The sequence below is a fragment of the Sphingomonas sp. UBA978 genome, from assembly GCF_002292295.1.
Lineage (GTDB): Bacteria > Pseudomonadota > Alphaproteobacteria > Sphingomonadales > Sphingomonadaceae > Sphingomonas.
This window is the reverse complement of the sequence record NZ_DBBS01000021.1, coordinates 215,226-231,000: the sequence shown is the minus strand read 5'-3', so window position 1 is coordinate 231,000 and position 15,775 is coordinate 215,226. Positions and strand designations below refer to the sequence as shown.

At 69.7% G+C, this 15,775-nt stretch carries 14 protein-coding genes; 1 reads left to right on the top strand and 13 read right to left on the bottom strand.

Annotation, left to right across the window (positions count from 1 at the left end; genetic code table 11):
- Nucleotides 1–181: 181 nt before the first annotated feature.
- From gspN to B2515_RS16050, 12 genes are all read right to left on the bottom strand, one after another.
- Nucleotides 182–895, bottom strand: coding sequence for a type II secretion system protein N (gene gspN / locus B2515_RS16105; RefSeq protein ID WP_293878074.1), 714 nt, complete (start codon nt 893–895; stop codon nt 182–184).
- Nucleotides 892–1,362 (bottom strand): type II secretion system protein GspM, encoded by a 471-nt coding sequence (gene gspM, locus B2515_RS16100; RefSeq protein WP_293878072.1) that lies wholly within the window; start codon nt 1,360–1,362, stop codon nt 892–894. Before gspM ends, gspN begins: the two co-directional genes overlap by 4 nt.
- A complete protein-coding gene (gene gspL / locus B2515_RS16095) occupies nt 1,359–2,435 on the bottom strand; it encodes a type II secretion system protein GspL (RefSeq protein WP_293878070.1) in 1,077 nt (358 codons plus the stop codon). The genes gspM and gspL overlap by 4 nt, the downstream gene beginning before the upstream one ends.
- Complete coding sequence (gene gspK / locus B2515_RS16090; protein ID WP_293878068.1) at nt 2,432–3,412, bottom strand: type II secretion system minor pseudopilin GspK; 981 nt, start codon at nt 3,410–3,412, stop codon at nt 2,432–2,434. Before gspK ends, gspL begins: the two co-directional genes overlap by 4 nt.
- Nucleotides 3,402–4,055 (bottom strand): type II secretion system minor pseudopilin GspJ, encoded by a 654-nt coding sequence (gspJ, locus tag B2515_RS16085; RefSeq protein WP_293878066.1) that lies wholly within the window; start codon nt 4,053–4,055, stop codon nt 3,402–3,404. Before gspJ ends, gspK begins: the two co-directional genes overlap by 11 nt.
- 62 nt (nt 4,056–4,117) lie before the next feature.
- Nucleotides 4,118–4,495 (bottom strand): type II secretion system minor pseudopilin GspI, encoded by a 378-nt coding sequence (gene gspI, locus B2515_RS16080; protein WP_349676255.1) that lies wholly within the window; start codon nt 4,493–4,495, stop codon nt 4,118–4,120.
- 53 nt (nt 4,496–4,548) lie between these two features.
- Complete coding sequence (locus B2515_RS16075; protein ID WP_293878062.1) at nt 4,549–4,998, bottom strand: GspH/FimT family pseudopilin; 450 nt, start codon at nt 4,996–4,998, stop codon at nt 4,549–4,551.
- A 7-nt stretch (nt 4,999–5,005) separates the two neighbouring features.
- Nucleotides 5,006–5,479, bottom strand: coding sequence for a type II secretion system major pseudopilin GspG (gene gspG / locus B2515_RS16070; protein WP_293878060.1), 474 nt, complete (start codon nt 5,477–5,479; stop codon nt 5,006–5,008).
- A gap of 8 nt (nt 5,480–5,487) precedes the next feature.
- The gene (gspF, locus tag B2515_RS16065) at nt 5,488–6,711 is read right to left on the bottom strand and encodes a type II secretion system inner membrane protein GspF (RefSeq protein WP_293878058.1); all 1,224 of its coding nucleotides are present in this window, start codon (nt 6,709–6,711) and stop codon (nt 5,488–5,490) included.
- A gap of 68 nt (nt 6,712–6,779) precedes the next feature.
- On the bottom strand, nt 6,780–8,264 hold the full coding sequence (locus B2515_RS16060; RefSeq protein ID WP_349676260.1) for a GspE/PulE family protein: 1,485 nt from the start codon (nt 8,262–8,264) through the stop codon (nt 6,780–6,782).
- 667 nt (nt 8,265–8,931) lie between these two features.
- A complete protein-coding gene (gene gspD, locus B2515_RS16055) occupies nt 8,932–11,148 on the bottom strand; it encodes a type II secretion system secretin GspD (protein ID WP_293878054.1) in 2,217 nt (738 codons plus the stop codon).
- Between the two features lie 8 nt (nt 11,149–11,156).
- Nucleotides 11,157–11,996: a type II secretion system protein N gene (locus B2515_RS16050; RefSeq protein ID WP_293878052.1), complete on the bottom strand. Its 840-nt coding sequence runs from the start codon at nt 11,994–11,996 to the stop codon at nt 11,157–11,159.
- A gap of 130 nt (nt 11,997–12,126) precedes the next feature.
- Between B2515_RS16050 and B2515_RS16045 the strand changes: the two genes are divergently transcribed.
- Entirely contained in the window at nt 12,127–12,783 is a 657-nt protein-coding gene (locus tag B2515_RS16045) for a prolyl hydroxylase family protein (protein ID WP_293878050.1), read from the top strand.
- A gap of 108 nt (nt 12,784–12,891) precedes the next feature.
- Here B2515_RS16045 and B2515_RS16040 read toward each other — a convergent pair whose 3' ends face one another.
- The gene (locus B2515_RS16040) at nt 12,892–15,726 is read right to left on the bottom strand and encodes a TonB-dependent receptor domain-containing protein (protein ID WP_293878048.1); all 2,835 of its coding nucleotides are present in this window, start codon (nt 15,724–15,726) and stop codon (nt 12,892–12,894) included.
- Nucleotides 15,727–15,775: the final 49 nt, after the last annotated feature.

The following is a 15,775-nucleotide window of genomic DNA, read 5'->3' as shown; positions in this document are numbered from 1 at the left end:
CGTCAAGACGGAAGGCGGGGTTGCGAAGGAGAAAAACGAAGGACGGGCCACACAGGAGGCACTGGCCTTACCCTTGCGCAGCTACGCCGCTCCTTCCCGCGCTGTGTGCCCGGCGCGCCCGGCGGGAGAGGGATAAACGCCGAAGGCGGCGCAGGGTGATGTCGCGTGCGATCAGCGCGCCCTAGAACCGGCCCTCGATCGACAGGCGGTAACCGCCCTGCCCGGCGACGAACCCCGCGGCGGCGAGGCGTTGGGCAGCGGTCGGGTCGGAGGGGGCGATGCGGAGCGCGGCGGTGTAGCGGCCGGCGCCGGTGATGCGCAGCTCGATGCTCTCCGTCCCCGCCTGGCTGGCGAGCGGGAGCAGCAGGGTGCCGCCGTCGCAGCGCGCGATGCCCGACAGCTCCGACGGCAGCGCGACGCCCGCCGCCTCGCCGACCAGTTTCGCGCGAATGCGGCCCTCCGCCCTGTCGCAGGTGTCGTCGACGAAATGGACCGTGACGTTCTCGAGGCCGAGTTCGGTCACCGGCAGCGGCGCGAAGGCGCGGCCCGTGGGCAGCGTCGCGGTCATGTCGTCCACCCCCTGCCCGTGCCGGCTGAGCGTGATCGCGCCGTGGAGCAGGCCGGGATCGCCGTCGAGCGCGATGCGCGCGCGGCCGATCAGCAGGGCGAAGGGCGATACGCTGGCGTCGAGCGAGCCGAGGGCGAGGTCGCCGAAGCGCGCCTCGTTGAGCCGCCCGGCCCAGATACTGCCCGACACGGTGCGCGCGCTGAACCCCTGATCGCCGAGGCCGGCCCAGCCGAGCACCAGCCGCATCGGCAGGAAGACGAGCAACGCGACCAGCATGAGCCCGCCGAACAGCGCGGCAGGCCCGGTGGCGAGACGGATGCGCCTCACGACGCGCGCGCCCGGACGACGAAATCGGCGGCGACGCTGCCGTCGGCATTGTCGCGCCATGCCGCCGATTCGACGAGGATGCCGTTCGCCTCAAGCCCGGCGAACCAGCGGCCGAGGACCGCGGGCTTCGCCGCCTGGATCGTCGCATGGACGCGGCCGCCGGCACTGTCCTCGACGCTCGCCAGCGCGAAGCCCGCCGCCTCCGCGCGCAGCCGCAGCGTGTCGGCGAGGCTGCCGGTGAGCGGCACGCGGCGGCCGGCGGCGCGGATCAGCTCGACCTCCGCCTGCGTCGCGCCGAGCCGCACCACCGCATCGGCATGGCGTTCGCGCGCGCTCGACAGGCCATCGCGGACGGGCAGGATGATCCCGCCCCAGACGATCGTCACCGCCAGCAGCGCCAGCATGACGAGGATCAGCCGGCGTTCGCGCAGCGCGCGGCCGGCGAACCATGTGCGCAATCCGGTCATGGCCGCTCCACCGTCATCTCACCCGTGACCCTGCCGTTGGCGGACTGGAAGGTGCCGGCGGTGACGGTGAAGCCCGCGGCCTCCAGCGTCCGCTTGAGATCGGTCGGCAGCGATTCGCGCGCCGCGCCGACGCCGATGCGCAACGTGCCGTTGGACTGGAAATCGAGCGATGTCAGTTCCGTACCGGGCGTTGCTCGCACCGCCGCATAGACCGCGGCGGTGGTGGTGCTGAACCCCAGACCCGGGCCGCGTACCCCCGACAGCCGCTCGTCGAGCTGGCGGTCGACGTCGGTCACCGTCTCGCCGCGGGCAAGTCCGGTGCGGCCCAGCGCCTCGGCGCGCGCCTCCAACGCATCGGCGCCGAAGCTGTATTTGGCGATGCGGACGAGGTCGATCGCCAGCGTCACCGCGAGGATCGCGGCGCCGAGCAGGGCGAGCCGGCGGATCAGCGCCCAGTCGATGCCGATGCGACGGCGCCGTGCGAACGGTCCCTGCCGCAGGTCGAGCGGCGGCGTCGCCGCGGCGGTGGCGACCGCGATGTCGAGGCCCTCGCGATCGAGCGTCGCCATCGGCGCGTCGCCGACGATCATGTCGGTCAGCCGCGCCTCGTCGGCGAAACCGGTGGTGCGGCTGCGCACCAGCGCGGCGCCGGCGACGATACCGCGGACATAGCCCTCGTCGGGGCGCGGCAGCAGCAAGGCCGCGGGCAGCATCGCCGCCGGATCGATGCCGTGCAGCGCGAGGTCGGTGAGCCAGCCCGCCATCGCGCCCATGCCGACGACCGCGATCGGGCGTTCGCCCTCCCCGTCCGCACCGACCGCGACGTGGAGTTCGGCGAGCGGCGTCGCGCTCGCCTCCGCGACCAGCAGCCGGGCGGCGGCGTTCGCCTGCGCCGGCGAGCGGGCGGACAGCTCGGCCCAGTGCAGGGTCATCGCCTCGGCCGGCGCGACGGCGACGATCCGCTCGTCGGTGGACGCGGGAACGCCCTCGCCTTCGGTGATCGCACCGTCGTCGGCGATGCGCAGCCAGCGATAGCCCTGGGCGGCGGCGGGAAGGAACAGCAGCGTCGTCATGATTCGTCGCCCCATTGCCGTGCCACGAGCCGTGCGGGAAGCGTGCTTGCGTCGATCAAGGCTCTTTCCTGCAGGCGCGCGGTGCCGTTGGTGACGTCGATCCCGAGCGCGAACCATTTTGAGGTGATCGCGAGGCCCGCGCCGCCCTCCGGCGTGGCGCCGTTGCCGGCGGAGTTGAGGAAGGTGGAGGCGTCCTTGTAGCCCTGCGGCGGGCGGCGCAGGATCATGCCGCGGGCCGCATCGACCGATAGGGTACCGGCGAACAGCATCGCGACCAGCGGTGCCTGTTCGGGGGTCAGCGTGTTGATGTTGATCGGCGAGGTTTCCGCGACCGGCAGGGTGCAGATCCAGGGGCGCAGCTTGGCGTAGATCTCAGGCGTGACGCCGTCGACCGCGCGCAATTCGCTGGGATCGGCCATCAGCGTGCCGGCGGTGCGATAGGGCGTCGCCTTGGCCAGATAGGCCGGGTCCTCGGCGCCGCCGCCCTGCTGGTCGGCATCGGTATCGATCCAGTCGGCGGTGGCGGGCGCGATCCGCTCGGCGGCCTGCGCCGGCACGCCGACCAGCCGCATCAGGCGGACGAACTGGAGGCGCTGGGTGAAGCTCTGCGTCGAGCTGTAGACATTGGGGCCCTGGCGGCTGACGAGGCTGTTGAGGTTGAAGCAATTGCCGCCGTCGGTGACGCGCGCGACGGCGAGGCCGCCGCCGGGGAGCGGCAGGCCGAACGGGCGGTTGCTCCAGCCGCCCGCCAGCGTGACGCGATCGCGGCTGGGCCCGAGCATGTCGGTAACCTTGCTGGTCGCGAGCGCCTCGGCGGCGCGGGCATAGTCGCGCGCCTGCTCGCCGCCGAGCGCGTTGCCGGCGAGGCGGGTGGTGAGGCGCAGCCGTTCGAGCGCGGTGCCGGCGAGCACGGCGATCATCGCGACCAGCAGCAGGACGGTGAGCAGCGCGGCGCCGCGTTCGCGCTCAGGGACCATTGGGGGTGGCCGTGGCGGTGGGTTGCGGGCCGGGGAACCCGTTGGGCTGGGGCGCAGGGCCGTAGCCGGAGCCGACCAGCAGCATCAGGCGGAAGGCGCTGCCGTCGGTGCGGCGCAGGACGATCTCGGCGGCCTGCGGCAGGGCCGCGCCCTGCGTGCCGTCCCAGCGATCGCTCCACGCGCCCTTGTAGCGGTAGCGGGCGGAGACACCGGCGACCCTGTCGAGCAGCGTGACGGGGGGGAGCGGCGCGGCGCCATCGATCATCGGATAGGCGATGCGGACGAGCGCGGCGTCCTGGACGGCATAGGCGACCTTCTGCGCGCTGGCGCGGGGGGCGGCGTCGACATTGGCCCAGCCGGTGCGGACGAAGCGGATCTGCCCGTCGGCCTCGCCGGTGAAGGCGGGGAGGACGGTGCCGCCCTCGTCGCGCGCGGGCCGGTCGATCGCCTGACCGAGGTCGCCCGAGAGCAGGGCGGTGGTGCGGTTGAGCGCGGCGATATCGTCGAAGCGCTTGCCGGTCGCGGTCTGCGCGCGGACGCTGAAGGTGAGGATCGCCACCCCCGCCGCGGCGAGCATGCCGAAGATCATCAGCGCGATCATCACTTCGACCAGCGTGAAGCCGTGTTCGGCAGAACGCCTCACGGGCGTGAAGCCGTGATCGGCGGAACGCCCGCCGACGATGACACCGTGTCGGTTGCGCCGCATCACGACGGCGTGTCCGCGGGGCGGATCGCGGTGGTCTTGCCGACGACCTGTCCGCTGCGGTTGGTCACCGCCACATCGATACGCACGATGCTGGCGTTGCCGGTGCCGCGGACGTTGCGCACCCAGTTCCAGCTTTTGCCGCCGTTGACCTCGCTGCCAGCGGTGCGGCCGGCGACGGGCGGCTGCGCCTCGGTAATCGCGTCGTTGGCGACGTTGCGCGCGACGAGGCCAGCGACGAGGCTGTCGTCAAGCGTCGTCGCGCCGCGGATCGTCGCCGTCTCGAGCCGGAGCAGCGCGAGCACGGCGAGGCTGAACACCGCGAGCGCGACCATGATCTCGATCAGCGTGAAGCCGTGTTCGGCGGAACGCCCACTCAAAGTAAAGCCGTGCTCGGCGGAACGCCCCCACATGCCAAAGCCGTTGCGGCGCATCAGCTGGCGATCCGGACGGTGCCGTCGGCAGCCATGTCGATCACCGCGCGCGCGCCGTTGCGGGTGAGCGTCACCTGCGCATCGCGGTCGGCGAGGCCGGTGGGGTCGAAGACGATGCGCAACCTGCCGCTCGCCTCGCCGGTCGCGGCCTGCGTGCCATCGGACCAGCGTTCGACGCGCAGCGGCTTCTCCGCCATCGCGGTCCATTGCCCCGCCGCGCGCCGGTCGAAGCCATAACCGCCGGCGGTGACCCACAGGCTGACCGGGCGCGCCTCGACGATCGCGGCATCGTGCGCGGCGCGGGCGCGCAGCGCGAAGCGCGCGGCCTCGTCGGCCACCCGGCCGCGCGGGTCGGGCATGTTCCACACTGCAACGGCCGCGGCGAGGCCGATGATGGTGACGACCACCATCAGCTCTATCAGCGTAAAACCGTTGCGGCACGGGCGCATGCCTATTCTATTGCCAGCTGGTGATGTCGGCGTTGACGCCCTCGCCGCCGTCCTTGCCGTCGGCGCCGAGGCTCCAGACGTCGGCCTCGCCGTGCTGGCCGGGCGAGGCGTAGAGGTACGGGCGGCCCCAGGGATCGGGCGGCAGCTTCTTGATATAGCCGCCGCGCTGGTATTCCGCGGCGTTGACGCCGGCCGGCGCGGTCACCAGCGCCTGCAGGCCTTGGCTCGTCGTCGGGTAGGTATTCATCTGGAGCCGGTACATCTCCAGCGCGCCCTCGATCGTGCTGATGTCCGATTTCGCCTTGGTGATCTTGCCCTTGTCGCCCGCGGGCAGGACGTTGAAGGTGACGATCGCGGCGAGCAGGCCGATGATGACGATGACGACCATCAGTTCGACGAGCGTGAAGCCGTGTTCGGCGGAACGCCTCATGGGCGTGAAGCCCTCTTCGCGACGATGCGGCTTTTTCGGGTCGGTACGCATGACTTTCCTCATTGTCCGGCCAGCGTGTTGAGCTGGAGGATGGGCAGCAGGATCGATAGCACGATGGTGGCGACGATGCCGCCCATCACGACGATGATCGCGGGTTCGAGCAGCGACAGCGCGGTGGCGGTGAAGCGGTCGAATTCGCGCTCGAGATAATCGGCGGCGCGTTCGAGCATCTCGTCGAGCCGGCCCGCCGCCTCTCCGCTCGCCGCCAGATAGGTCAGCAGCGGCGGGAAGACGTTGGTGCGGCGCATCGCCGCCGACAGGCTGCCGCCGCCGCGGATCGCATCGACGATCTCGTCCGATGCGGCGCGCAGGCGGCGGTTGTGGATCGTGCTCGCGGTGAGCGCGAGGCCCTCAAGCAGCGGCAGGCGACTGGCGACCATCGTGCTGAGCGTGCGCGACATGCGCGCGGCGTGGAGGTCGCGCAGCAGCCGGCCGAGCAGCGGGATGCGCAGCACCGCGGTGTCGAACGACAGGCGCAGCGCCGGATCGCGCAACGCATACCAGCCCCCTGCCCCCGCCAGCGCGACGACGAGCACCATCACCCACCAATAGCCGACGAGGATATCGGACAGGCCGATCACCACGCGGGTGAGCAAAGGCAGTTCCTGCCCGACGGTGTCGAACTGTTCGACCACCTGCGGCACGACGAACATCATCAGCGCGGTGACGACGCCCAGCGCGACGACCGCGAGGATCGTCGGATAGGCGAGCGCGGTGATGAGCTTGCCGCGGATTTCCGCCTGCCGTTCGAGCAACGCGGCGAGCCGGTCGAGGATCGTCGGCAGGCTGCCCGAGCTTTCGCCCGCGGACACCATCGCGCGGTAGAGCGGCGGGAAGCTCTTCGCCTCGCGCGCCATCGAATCGGCGAGGCGGCGGCCCTCGACGACGCCGGCATGGACCTGCGCGACGATCGTGCGGACGCTGTCCTGTTCGGTCTGGCGGGTGATCGTGCGCAGCGATTCCTCGAGCGGCGACACGCGGTTGAGCGTGGCGAGCTGGCGGGTGAAGAGCGTCAGCTGCTTGTTGCTCATCTTGCCGCGGCCGAGCCGGATGCCGAACAGCGGTCGGGTCGTGGTGGCGGGCGGTGCGCCGGGTTCGAGGCGGACGACGTAGAGCTTGCGCCGGTCGAGCGTCGAGCGCGCCGCGTCGATGGTCGCGGCGGCGACATGGCCGCGCTGCTCCTGCCCGCGGGTGTCGATGGCGAGATAGTCGAAGTCAGCCATGACTGGTCGCCCTCACCCTTCCCACCGGGAGCGGGAGAGACGCCGAAGGCGACGAAGGGTGCGGTCGATCACGCATCATCCGCCACCGGATCGGTCGCATCGCGTCTCGACACGCGGATCGCCTCTTCCGCCGTCGTCAGGCCCCGGCGCACCAGGGTTTCTGCCGCCTGCGCGAGGTTCGGCGTGCGGGCGAAGGCGTGGGCGGCGATCGCGGTTTCATCCGTGCCGTCGTTGATGAAGCGGCGGATCGTGTCGTCGACGCGCACCGCCTCGAACACGCCGATCCGCCCCTTGAAGCCGGTGTGGTTGCATTCACCGCAGCCGACCGCCTCGTGGACGATCGCGTCCGGTTCGATGCCGAGCAACGCCGCGACACCGCCCGCCGCAGGCACCGGCCGGCGACAGACGGGACACAGCCGCCGCACCAGCCGTTGCGCGATCACCGCGCGCAGCGTCGAGGCGAGCAGGAAGGGTTCGACCTTCATGTCGCGCATGCGGGTGATCGCGCCGATCGCGTCGTTGGTGTGGACGGTGGACAGCACGAGGTGGCCGGTCAGCGACGCCTGCACCGCGATCTCCGCCGTCTCGCGGTCGCGGATCTCGCCGACCATGACGACGTCGGGGTCCTGCCGCAGGATCGCGCGCAGGCCGGCCGCGAAGGTCAGCCCGACCTTCGGATTGACCTGCGTCTGGCCGACGCCCTCCACGGCATATTCGACCGGGTCCTCGACGGTCAGGATGTTGCGGCTGCCGTCGTTGAGCAGGCGCAGCGCCCCGTAGAGCGAGGTGGTCTTGCCCGATCCGGTCGGGCCGGTGACGAGGATGATGCCGTTGGGTTCGGACAGCGCGCCGCGCAGCAGCGCGTACATGCCCGCATCCATGCCGAGCGCATCGAGGTCGATGCCGGCGTTATCCTTGTCGAGGATACGCAGCACGACGCGCTCGCCCGCCCGGCTCGGCAGGGTCGAGACGCGGACGTCGAGCAATTTGCCGCCGAGCGTCAGGCCCATGCGGCCGTCCTGCGGCACGCGGCGTTCGGCGATGTCGAGCCGCGCCATCACCTTGATCCGGCTGACGACGACGGGGGCGACGTGCGGCGGCATGCGCAGCGTCTCGCGCAGCACGCCATCGATGCGCATGCGGACGATCAGGCCGGTTTCATAGGGCTCGATATGGATGTCGGACACGCCGTTGCGCGCGGCATCGGCGATGATGCCGTTGATGAGGCGGATCGCGGGCGCGTCGTCGGCGGTGTCGAGCAGATCCTCGGCGGTCGGCAGCCCCTCGGCGAGGCTGTCGAGTTCGTCGCCCATGCCGACCGCGGCGAGCGCGTTAGCCTGCCCGTCCATCGCATAATTGTCGGAGAGCAGGCGGTCGAAGGCGGGCGCCTCGACGATCGCGATGTCGAACGGACGGGCGAGGTAGCGGCGGATCTCGAGTAGCGCCTTGGGGTCGGCGCCGGCGCGCATCGCGACGGTCAGATGCGCGTCGGTATCGGTATGCTGGACGACGACGCCGAATTTGCGCGCGAAGGCATAGGGGATGGCGAGCATCGGCAAGGGTTCGGGGGCGACCGGGGTGGCGACGTCGATCAGCAGCGTCTCGGTGTCGGTATCGGAGCCGTGGCGGATTATCATGCGCGCCCTCTCCGCTCGATCGCCATTTGCGCGAAGGCGGGAATCGAGACCCGCATCACCAGCGATAGAGCCGGGACGGTCGCCAGTATGGATCCCCGCCTGCGCGGGGATGACGGTGATATGGGTTCGCATCCCGCTCTCGCCGTCATCCCGGCCTTGCCGTTTACCCACGACGGCTTGGGTGACATGGGAATGCATCCTCCCCTTCCCGTCACTCCCGCGCAGGCGCGATTCCATGGGAGCAAGCGGCGCGATGGATCCAACGGGTTCGCCAGTCTGGATCCCCGCCTGAGCGGGGATGACGGCGACGTGGGGCCGCATCCCAGCCTCGTCGTGGGCGACATGAGACCGTGCCCTCCCCTTCCCGTCATCCCCGCGCAGGCGGGGATCCATGGTTGCGGGACGCTGGCGATGCGCGCCGACACCGGGTTTACCGCATCCATGGGTCCCGGCGTTGACCGGGACGACGAGTGGGAGAATTGCGGAGCGCCGTTGGCGGGCGTCGACGCACGTGTTGGCGCGCCCATGAGTCCCCGCATTTGCCGCGATGACCGGCGGGATAGCGGCGGGTGGCGGGCGATGCTCACCGGTCCCTCGGGCGAATGACCTTCGTCGTGTTGGTCTGGATCGGCACGGCGACGCGCGGGTCCTCGATGTTGCCGGGGATCGGCGCGGACGGGATCGGCGGGGCGGCGCCCATGTAATCGCGGACCAGCTGGTCGATCGACGGTTCCTCGTTCGGCGACTGCAGCCCCTGTTGCAGGCGGAGATAGCCATAACGCTGCTCCGCCAGCTTGCGGCTGTCGGCGGCGCTGCGCAGGATCGTCGGCCGGATGAAGATCATCAGGTTGGTCTTGTTACGCGATTTCGCCTTCGACTTGAACAGGTTGCCGAGCAGCGGAATGTCGCCGAGCAGCGGGATCTTCTCGATCGTGCGGCGCTCCTCGTCGCTCAGCAGGCCGCCCATCACCGCGATCTGGCCTTCGTCGACGGTCAGCGTCGTCTCGATCTCGCGCTTGTTGAGGATCAGGTCGCTGTTGTCGCTCGACACCGGACCGGCGATCGAGCTGACTTCGAGGCGCAGGTTGAGCTTGACCGTGCCCGACGAATTGACCTGCGGCCGCGCGGTCAGCTCGATGCCGACGTTTTCGCGCTGGGTGGTGCGGAAGGTGTTGTCGAAATTGTTCGACAGCGCCTGGCCCGTGGTGATCGGGATTTCCTGTCCGACGAGGCTGTGCGCTTCCTGATTGTCGACCGTGACGAGGTGCGGGACCTGGAGCAGGTTGGAGGTGGTGTCGCTCTTCACCGCGTTGATGATCGCGCCGAAGATGAAATCGCCGATCTGGCCGCCGAAGCCGCCGAACCCGCCCGACGAGCCGATGATCGAGCTGATCGCCGACTGGGTCAGCTGGTCGGAGGCGTTGTTGGTGGTGACCGTCGTCGTGACGCCGTTGGCGATCGTCGTCGTCGTGTTGCGGCCGAGTTCGCGCGCACCGATCGCGCCCGCGATCTGAAGGATGTTGGGCGCGCTGTTCGAGAAGGTCGAGGCGGCGAACGCCCCGCCCGACGGGTTGGCGAGGATGAACTGCGCGCCGAGCTGGTTGACGGTCGCGTCGGAGACTTCGGCGACGATCCCCTCGATCAGCACCTGTTCGCGGCGGGTGTCGAGCTGGCGGACGACGTCGGACAATTGCCGCTGGATATCCGCGGGCGCGGCGATGACGATCGCGTTCGCGCCCTGGAAGCGGGTGACGACCGCGGCGGTGCGCCCGCCCTGCGTCGTGATCGCCGGCTGCCCGCTGCCGTTCGTGCCGCCGCCGGTGCTGGCGACGGGCGCCTGCGTCACGGTGCGCTGCTGGACGGCGCTGTTGGTGTTCGCTCCGCTGGCGCCGCCGAAGCCGCTCTGCGACCGCGACAACTGCGTTTCCTGTACGGCATCCGGCTGTTGCCCGACCAGCTGCTGGAGCACGGGCAGCAATTGTGCCGCATCGGCGTTTTCGAGGAAGACGACGCGGATCTCCGTGCCGTTCTTCGCCTTCTGGTCGAGGTCCTGCGCGACCGCAACGAGGCGCGCGACGCTGTTGGCATCGCCGCGGATGATGACCGAATTGCTGCTGTCGACCGCGGTGACGCTGCTGCCGACGCCACCCGGCGCGCCGATCCCCTGCCCGCCCGGAACCCCGGCGGCGAGACCCTGCAGCGCCGCCGCAATCTCCTTGGCGGAGGCGTTCTTCAGCGCGACGACGCGGGTCGCGGCATTGTCGCTGTCGACGCGGCGCAGCACCTCGCGGATGCGACGGATGTTGTCGGCGAAATCGACGATGACGAGCGCGTTCGAGCCGCGATTGGCGCTGACCGACCCTTGCGCGCTGACCAGCGGGCGCACCGTCTCGATCGCCTGAGTCGCGTCGATCGCGCGCAGGCGGACGATCTCGGTGACGAAGCTGTTGCGGCTGGCGCCCGCCGATCCGACGCGGCTCGGCTGCGAGGCGGCATTGTCGATCGGCTGGATGCGGAACGCGCCGTTGCCGGTCGGCACCGCAACGAGGCCGTTGGCGCGCATCGTCGACAGGAACGCCTCGAAATATTCGCTGCGGCTGAGCGGCCGGTCGGTGACGACGGTGACTTTGCCCTGCACCCGCGAATCGATGATGAAGGTGCGGCCCGTCACCCGCGCGGCATCGGCGATGAACGCGCGGATATCGGCATCGCGCACGTTTAGCGTGGTCTGCGCGACCGCCTGCACCGGCAGCGTCAGCGCGGCGGTGGACAGCATCAGGGCGGGGACAAGCGTCTTCATGGCCAATGTCATGGATTTTGCGCGATCGTGATGGCGAGCGCCAGCGTCTGCGTGCCGCGCTCTACGGTGATGGGGATGTTGCCGCCGCCGGCGAAATCGGCGGTGACGCGGTCGAGGTCCTGCGGGCCGGTGACCGGCCGGCCGCCGATCGCGGTGACGACGTCGCCTTCGCGCAGGCCGGCGGTGCGGAACAGGTTTCCGGTGCCCTGCGGGCGGACGACGAGGCCGGAGATGCGGCCGCCGTCGATGCGCGGGATGAAACCGATCTCGCCCCGGATCTGGTTGGCGGCGATCGGCGGCGGCGCAGCCTGCCCCACCACCGGCAGCGCCCCAGCGGGGGCGGGCACGCCGGGCGGCGGACCGCCCTGCGGCGCGTCGGACTGGACGAGGAACAGGTCCTCGGTCGTGCCGCCGCGATCGATGGTGATATGGTCGAAGGCGACCGCCTTCAGCCGGACGCCGGGCTGGATCTCCTCGCCGACCGCGATGCTCTTCTGGACGTTGTCCGCGCCCGCGACGATCGCCGACCCGCGCCCCGACGCCTCGTCGACGCGGATGCCGAACAGGGTCAGCTGGAGCGCGGTGACGGTGGCCGGGCCCGGCTGCGCGCCGCCCAGCCGGAAGAAGGGATCGAAGCCCGCCAGCACGTCATAGGGGCGGCCCGGCACACTGATCTCCGCCGGGCGCCAGTCGCCGAGCGGCGACACCGGCGTCACCAGCGTCCACAACAGGCGCGCACATTGCGTCGCCAGCCCTGCGATCAGGAGCAGCTCGGCCAGCGAATAGACGTTCACGACGGGCAGGCGGCGCAGGATACGCCGCGTGCGCGCGTCGATGTTCAAGCGCATGTATCAGTCCCGTCCCGCACCCTAGCGCCTACGCATGCCATGTTACGCTTTTGCGTCAAAGGGGTGAGATGCACGCGTCCATAGTCTGGCGTCTTCCCCTCGCCGAACGCGTGGCGGTAGGATGCGGTGCATGAACGACTCACCTCCCCTCGGCAACGGGCTGGACCCCGCCCCGATCGCCGCGCGCCTGCTCGCGCAACCGGGCGTGCAAAAGGTGCCGAGCCCGAAGCTCGACCTGTTCCTCGCGCGCAACTTCATCGGGCCGGAATTGTGCGCGGCGCTGATCGAGCGGATCGACGCGGTGCGCCGGCCCTCGACGATCGCCGACGCCAATGGCGATTCGGCGTTCCGGACCAGCGAGACGGGCGACCTGTTCGCGGGCGACCCGGTGGTGCAGGCGGTCGAACGGCGGCTCGCGATGTTCACCGGCCTCGACCCTGCGCACGGCGAGCCGTTGCAGGGCCAGCGCTATGCCGTCGGGCAGGAGTTCAAGGGCCACACCGACTATTTCGAGCCGCAGGGCGCGGATTATGCGCGATATTGCTCTGTCGCGGGCAACCGCACCTGGACGGTCATGGTCTATCTCAACGCCCCCGAGGCAGGTGGCGCGACCCGCTTCAAGGCAGTCGACAAGATCGTTCAGCCGGAAACGGGCAAGCTGGTCGCGTGGAACAACCGGCGGCCGGACGGATCGCTCAATCCGGCGACGCTTCATCAAGGAATGAAGGTGCGCGCCGGGGTGAAATACGTCATCACGAAATGGTATCGCGAACTGCCCTGGGGCTGACCTCCCCGGCATGAAAAGGGGGCTTCCACCCGCGACACGCGCGTGGAAAGCCCCCCTCCGTCACCGCTTGCGCGATGCCATCTCCCCGTATCGGGGAGGATGTGCGACCTAGAAGGTCGCGCTGACGCCGAGGCTGAACACGCGGCCGAGGTTGTATTTGTTGATGAACACCTCGTTCCCACTCGGGAAGGTCTGGCTCTCGCGATACTTGGTGCGCGTCAGGTTGCGCGCCTCGGCCTTGATCTCGAACTTGCCGCCCATAAGCTCGACGCCCTGCCGCGCGACGAGGTCGAGGCGGATGCCGGGATGCTCGATCACGTCCGGCTGGAAGCCGACGCCCGACAGGTTCGACGGGCCGCGGTTGGTGACGCGGTCGCTGGCATAGTTGAACAGCATCGTGATCTGCGACAGCGAGGCGGTGTCCTCCAGCCCGATCTGCACGTTGACCAGATGGTCCGACTGGCCGGTCAGCGGCGCGCCGTCGCGGAACTGGAGCGAGGCCGGGCCGAAGCCGGTGCGGCAGCCGCCCAGCGTCTGGTTGAGCACGTTGGGGACGCACGAACCGTCCGCGGTGATGCTCGACTTGGTGTAGGTGTAGTTGGCGACGAACAGCGCGCGGCGGGTGGCGAAGAAATCGCCCTGGAACACGTCCGCAAGGCGGAAGTATTTCTGTAGCTCGACCTCGCCGCCGTACAGCGTCGCCTTGGGCAGGTTGGTGAAGCCGGTCTGCAACCGGTCGTCGGCGCCGGTGTAGAAGCCGACCTGCTCGATCGGATTGTCGATCCGCTTGTAGAAGCCCGCCAGCGTGAAGCGCTGGTCGCGCTTGAAGAACCATTCGTAGCGCGCTTCGAGATTGTACAGCTCGCTGTCCTGCAACAGCGGGTTGCCGAAGAACAGGCGATCCGAATCAGGATCGCGGAACTGCTGCGGTGCTAGCTCGCGGAACTGCGGACGCGAGATCGTCTTGGCGGCGCTGGCGCGCAGCTGCATGTCGGAGGCGAAGTTCCAGGTCAGCGTCGCCGCCGGCAGCCAGTAATTGTTCTTGAGCCGGGTGGTCGCGGTCTGCACCGGCGTCACCTTTTCGGTGCCGGTTTCGTAGCGCAGGCCGATCACCGCGCGCAGGCCATCGAACGCCTCCGCTTCCGCCTGCAGATAGCCGGCATGCACGTCGAGCGACGCATCATAGGCATAGGCGCCGAGCGGCGTGTTGAACTGCAGCTGGATCGTACAGGCGCCGGTGCCCTGCAACGGGCAGGCGTTGTTGAGCACGTCCGGGCTGAGCAGATAGTCCGGGCGCAGCAGGTTGTAGGGATAGCCCGGCGCGGTGCCGCCGCCCGCCGAGGTCTGGTAGTTGAACTGGAGCCGCGACGACGTGCGATCCGTCCCCTGGTAGAAATAGCCCGCCGACAGCGTGATCGGACGATCGCCGTCGATCTTGTACGAGGCGTCGGCCTGGCCGGTGAACAGGTCCTCGTTCAGCTCGCTGAACACGATCGAGGCGAAGGGGGTGAAGCGCTGCGACACCTGATAGGCGCCGTTGCACTGGAAGCCCTCGGCCTGCTGGCCGCCGTCGCTGGTGATCGGCAGGCCGTTCGACGTGGTCGCCGAGCAGAGATAGTCGAACTGGCGCTCGTACGGGGCGTTGCGCTTCGAATTGGCATAGGCGAAGCGGCCATCGAGTTTGAGCGCGTCGGTCAGCTTGAACTCGCCGACCAGCTGGCTCTCGATCAGCTGACGCTCGAACCAGTTGGTGTTCTGCTGGAAACGCAGGCCGCTGGCGTTGTTGTACAGCGTCGCCGCCGATCCGCGGCCCTGCTTCAGCGTGTCGTGGATATAGACGTTGGTCCAGCGGATCGTGTTCTCGCCGAATTCGAGGCCGAGGCCGATCAGCGCGTTGGCGACGATGCGGTTGTCGGTCAGCAGGGTGCGATAATCGTTGCGGAGCGTGCCGTCCGCCGACACCGTATCCTGCTGAATCGCCGAGCGGGTGCGGAAGGTGTTGCTGGCGCTGAGCGAGGCGATCACGCCGAGACGCGACCCGCCGATGTCGTAGACCGAGCCGCCGCTGATCTCGCCCGACCAGTTCGCCGGCAACTGGTTGTTGCGCTGGAGCAGCGTGGTCGAGGCGTTCGACAGCTGCGCGACCTGCGCCGCTGGGATGATGCCGGTGCCGGTCGGCGCGTTCTTGATGAACGAGGGCACCTTGCGCGTGCCGTCGTCGAAGCCGATCCAGTCGGCATCGCCGCCGTAATAGGTGTAGCCCAGCTCGCTGGTCGTCGCGTCGTCCGCCGAGATGGTCGCGCCGGCCGAGATGAAGTTCTTGTCCGGGATCGCCTTGGTCGTCAGGTTGATGACGCCGCCGCCGAATTCGCCCGGATAGTTCACCGAATAGGTCTTCTGGACCAGCGCCGATCCGACGATCGTGGTCGGGAAGATGTCGAGCGGGACCGAGCGGCGCAGCGGCTCGGGCGACGGCAGGGGCGAGCCGTTGAGCAGCGACGACGAATAGCGGTCGCCGAGGCCGCGGACGTAGACGAAGCCGCCGCCGACCACCGACAGGCCGGTGACGCGGGTCAGCGCACCGGCGATGTCGCCTTCGCCGGTGCGGGCGATGTCGGCGCTCGACAGCACCGCGACGATCTGCGGCGTGGCGCGCACGACATTGGGGATGTTGCGGCCGACGACGACGATATCGGCGCTGTCGCCGCTTGCGCCCGGCGCGGAAATCTCGACCGGCGCGTCCTGCTGATCGTTCGCGGTCGGCTCCGCGCTCTGCGGGTTCGTCGCGCCATTGGCGTCGGAGGTGGCGGGCGTCGACGTCTGCGCGGGCAGCGGCGCGGCGGGGGCCGGCGACGCGGTGCCTCCGGCCTGCGCGAGGACCGCCGGCGCCACGAGGGTGGAGGACATCAATAGAAGGGTGGCGAAAGCGAGCCGCTGCGGCATGACCGTCAATCCCGGATCAAGAGGCTGTTATAAAGGTATCCGGGGCGGC

Excerpts from the sequence above, each read along its gene's own strand:
- gspK (WP_293878068.1), bottom strand. The coding sequence starts at position 3,412 with ATGGTCCCTGAGCGCGAACGCGGCGCCGCGCTGCTCACCGTCCTGCTG.
- B2515_RS16060 (WP_349676260.1), bottom strand. The coding sequence starts at position 8,264 with ATGCTCGCCATCCCCTATGCCTTCGCGCGCAAATTCGGCGTCGTCGTC.
- B2515_RS16075 (WP_293878062.1), bottom strand. The coding sequence starts at position 4,998 with ATGCGCCCGTGCCGCAACGGTTTTACGCTGATAGAGCTGATGGTGGTC.
- gspL (WP_293878070.1), bottom strand. The coding sequence starts at position 2,435 with ATGACGACGCTGCTGTTCCTTCCCGCCGCCGCCCAGGGCTATCGCTGG.
- gspG (WP_293878060.1), bottom strand. The coding sequence starts at position 5,479 with ATGCGTACCGACCCGAAAAAGCCGCATCGTCGCGAAGAGGGCTTCACG.
- B2515_RS16040 (WP_293878048.1), bottom strand. The coding sequence starts at position 15,726 with ATGCCGCAGCGGCTCGCTTTCGCCACCCTTCTATTGATGTCCTCCACC.
- gspD (WP_293878054.1), bottom strand. The coding sequence starts at position 11,148 with ATGAAGACGCTTGTCCCCGCCCTGATGCTGTCCACCGCCGCGCTGACG.
- gspM (WP_293878072.1), bottom strand. The coding sequence starts at position 1,362 with ATGACCGGATTGCGCACATGGTTCGCCGGCCGCGCGCTGCGCGAACGC.
- B2515_RS16045 (WP_293878050.1), top strand. The coding sequence starts at position 12,127 with ATGAACGACTCACCTCCCCTCGGCAACGGGCTGGACCCCGCCCCGATC.
- gspF (WP_293878058.1), bottom strand. The coding sequence starts at position 6,711 with ATGGCTGACTTCGACTATCTCGCCATCGACACCCGCGGGCAGGAGCAG.
- B2515_RS16050 (WP_293878052.1), bottom strand. The coding sequence starts at position 11,996 with ATGCGCTTGAACATCGACGCGCGCACGCGGCGTATCCTGCGCCGCCTG.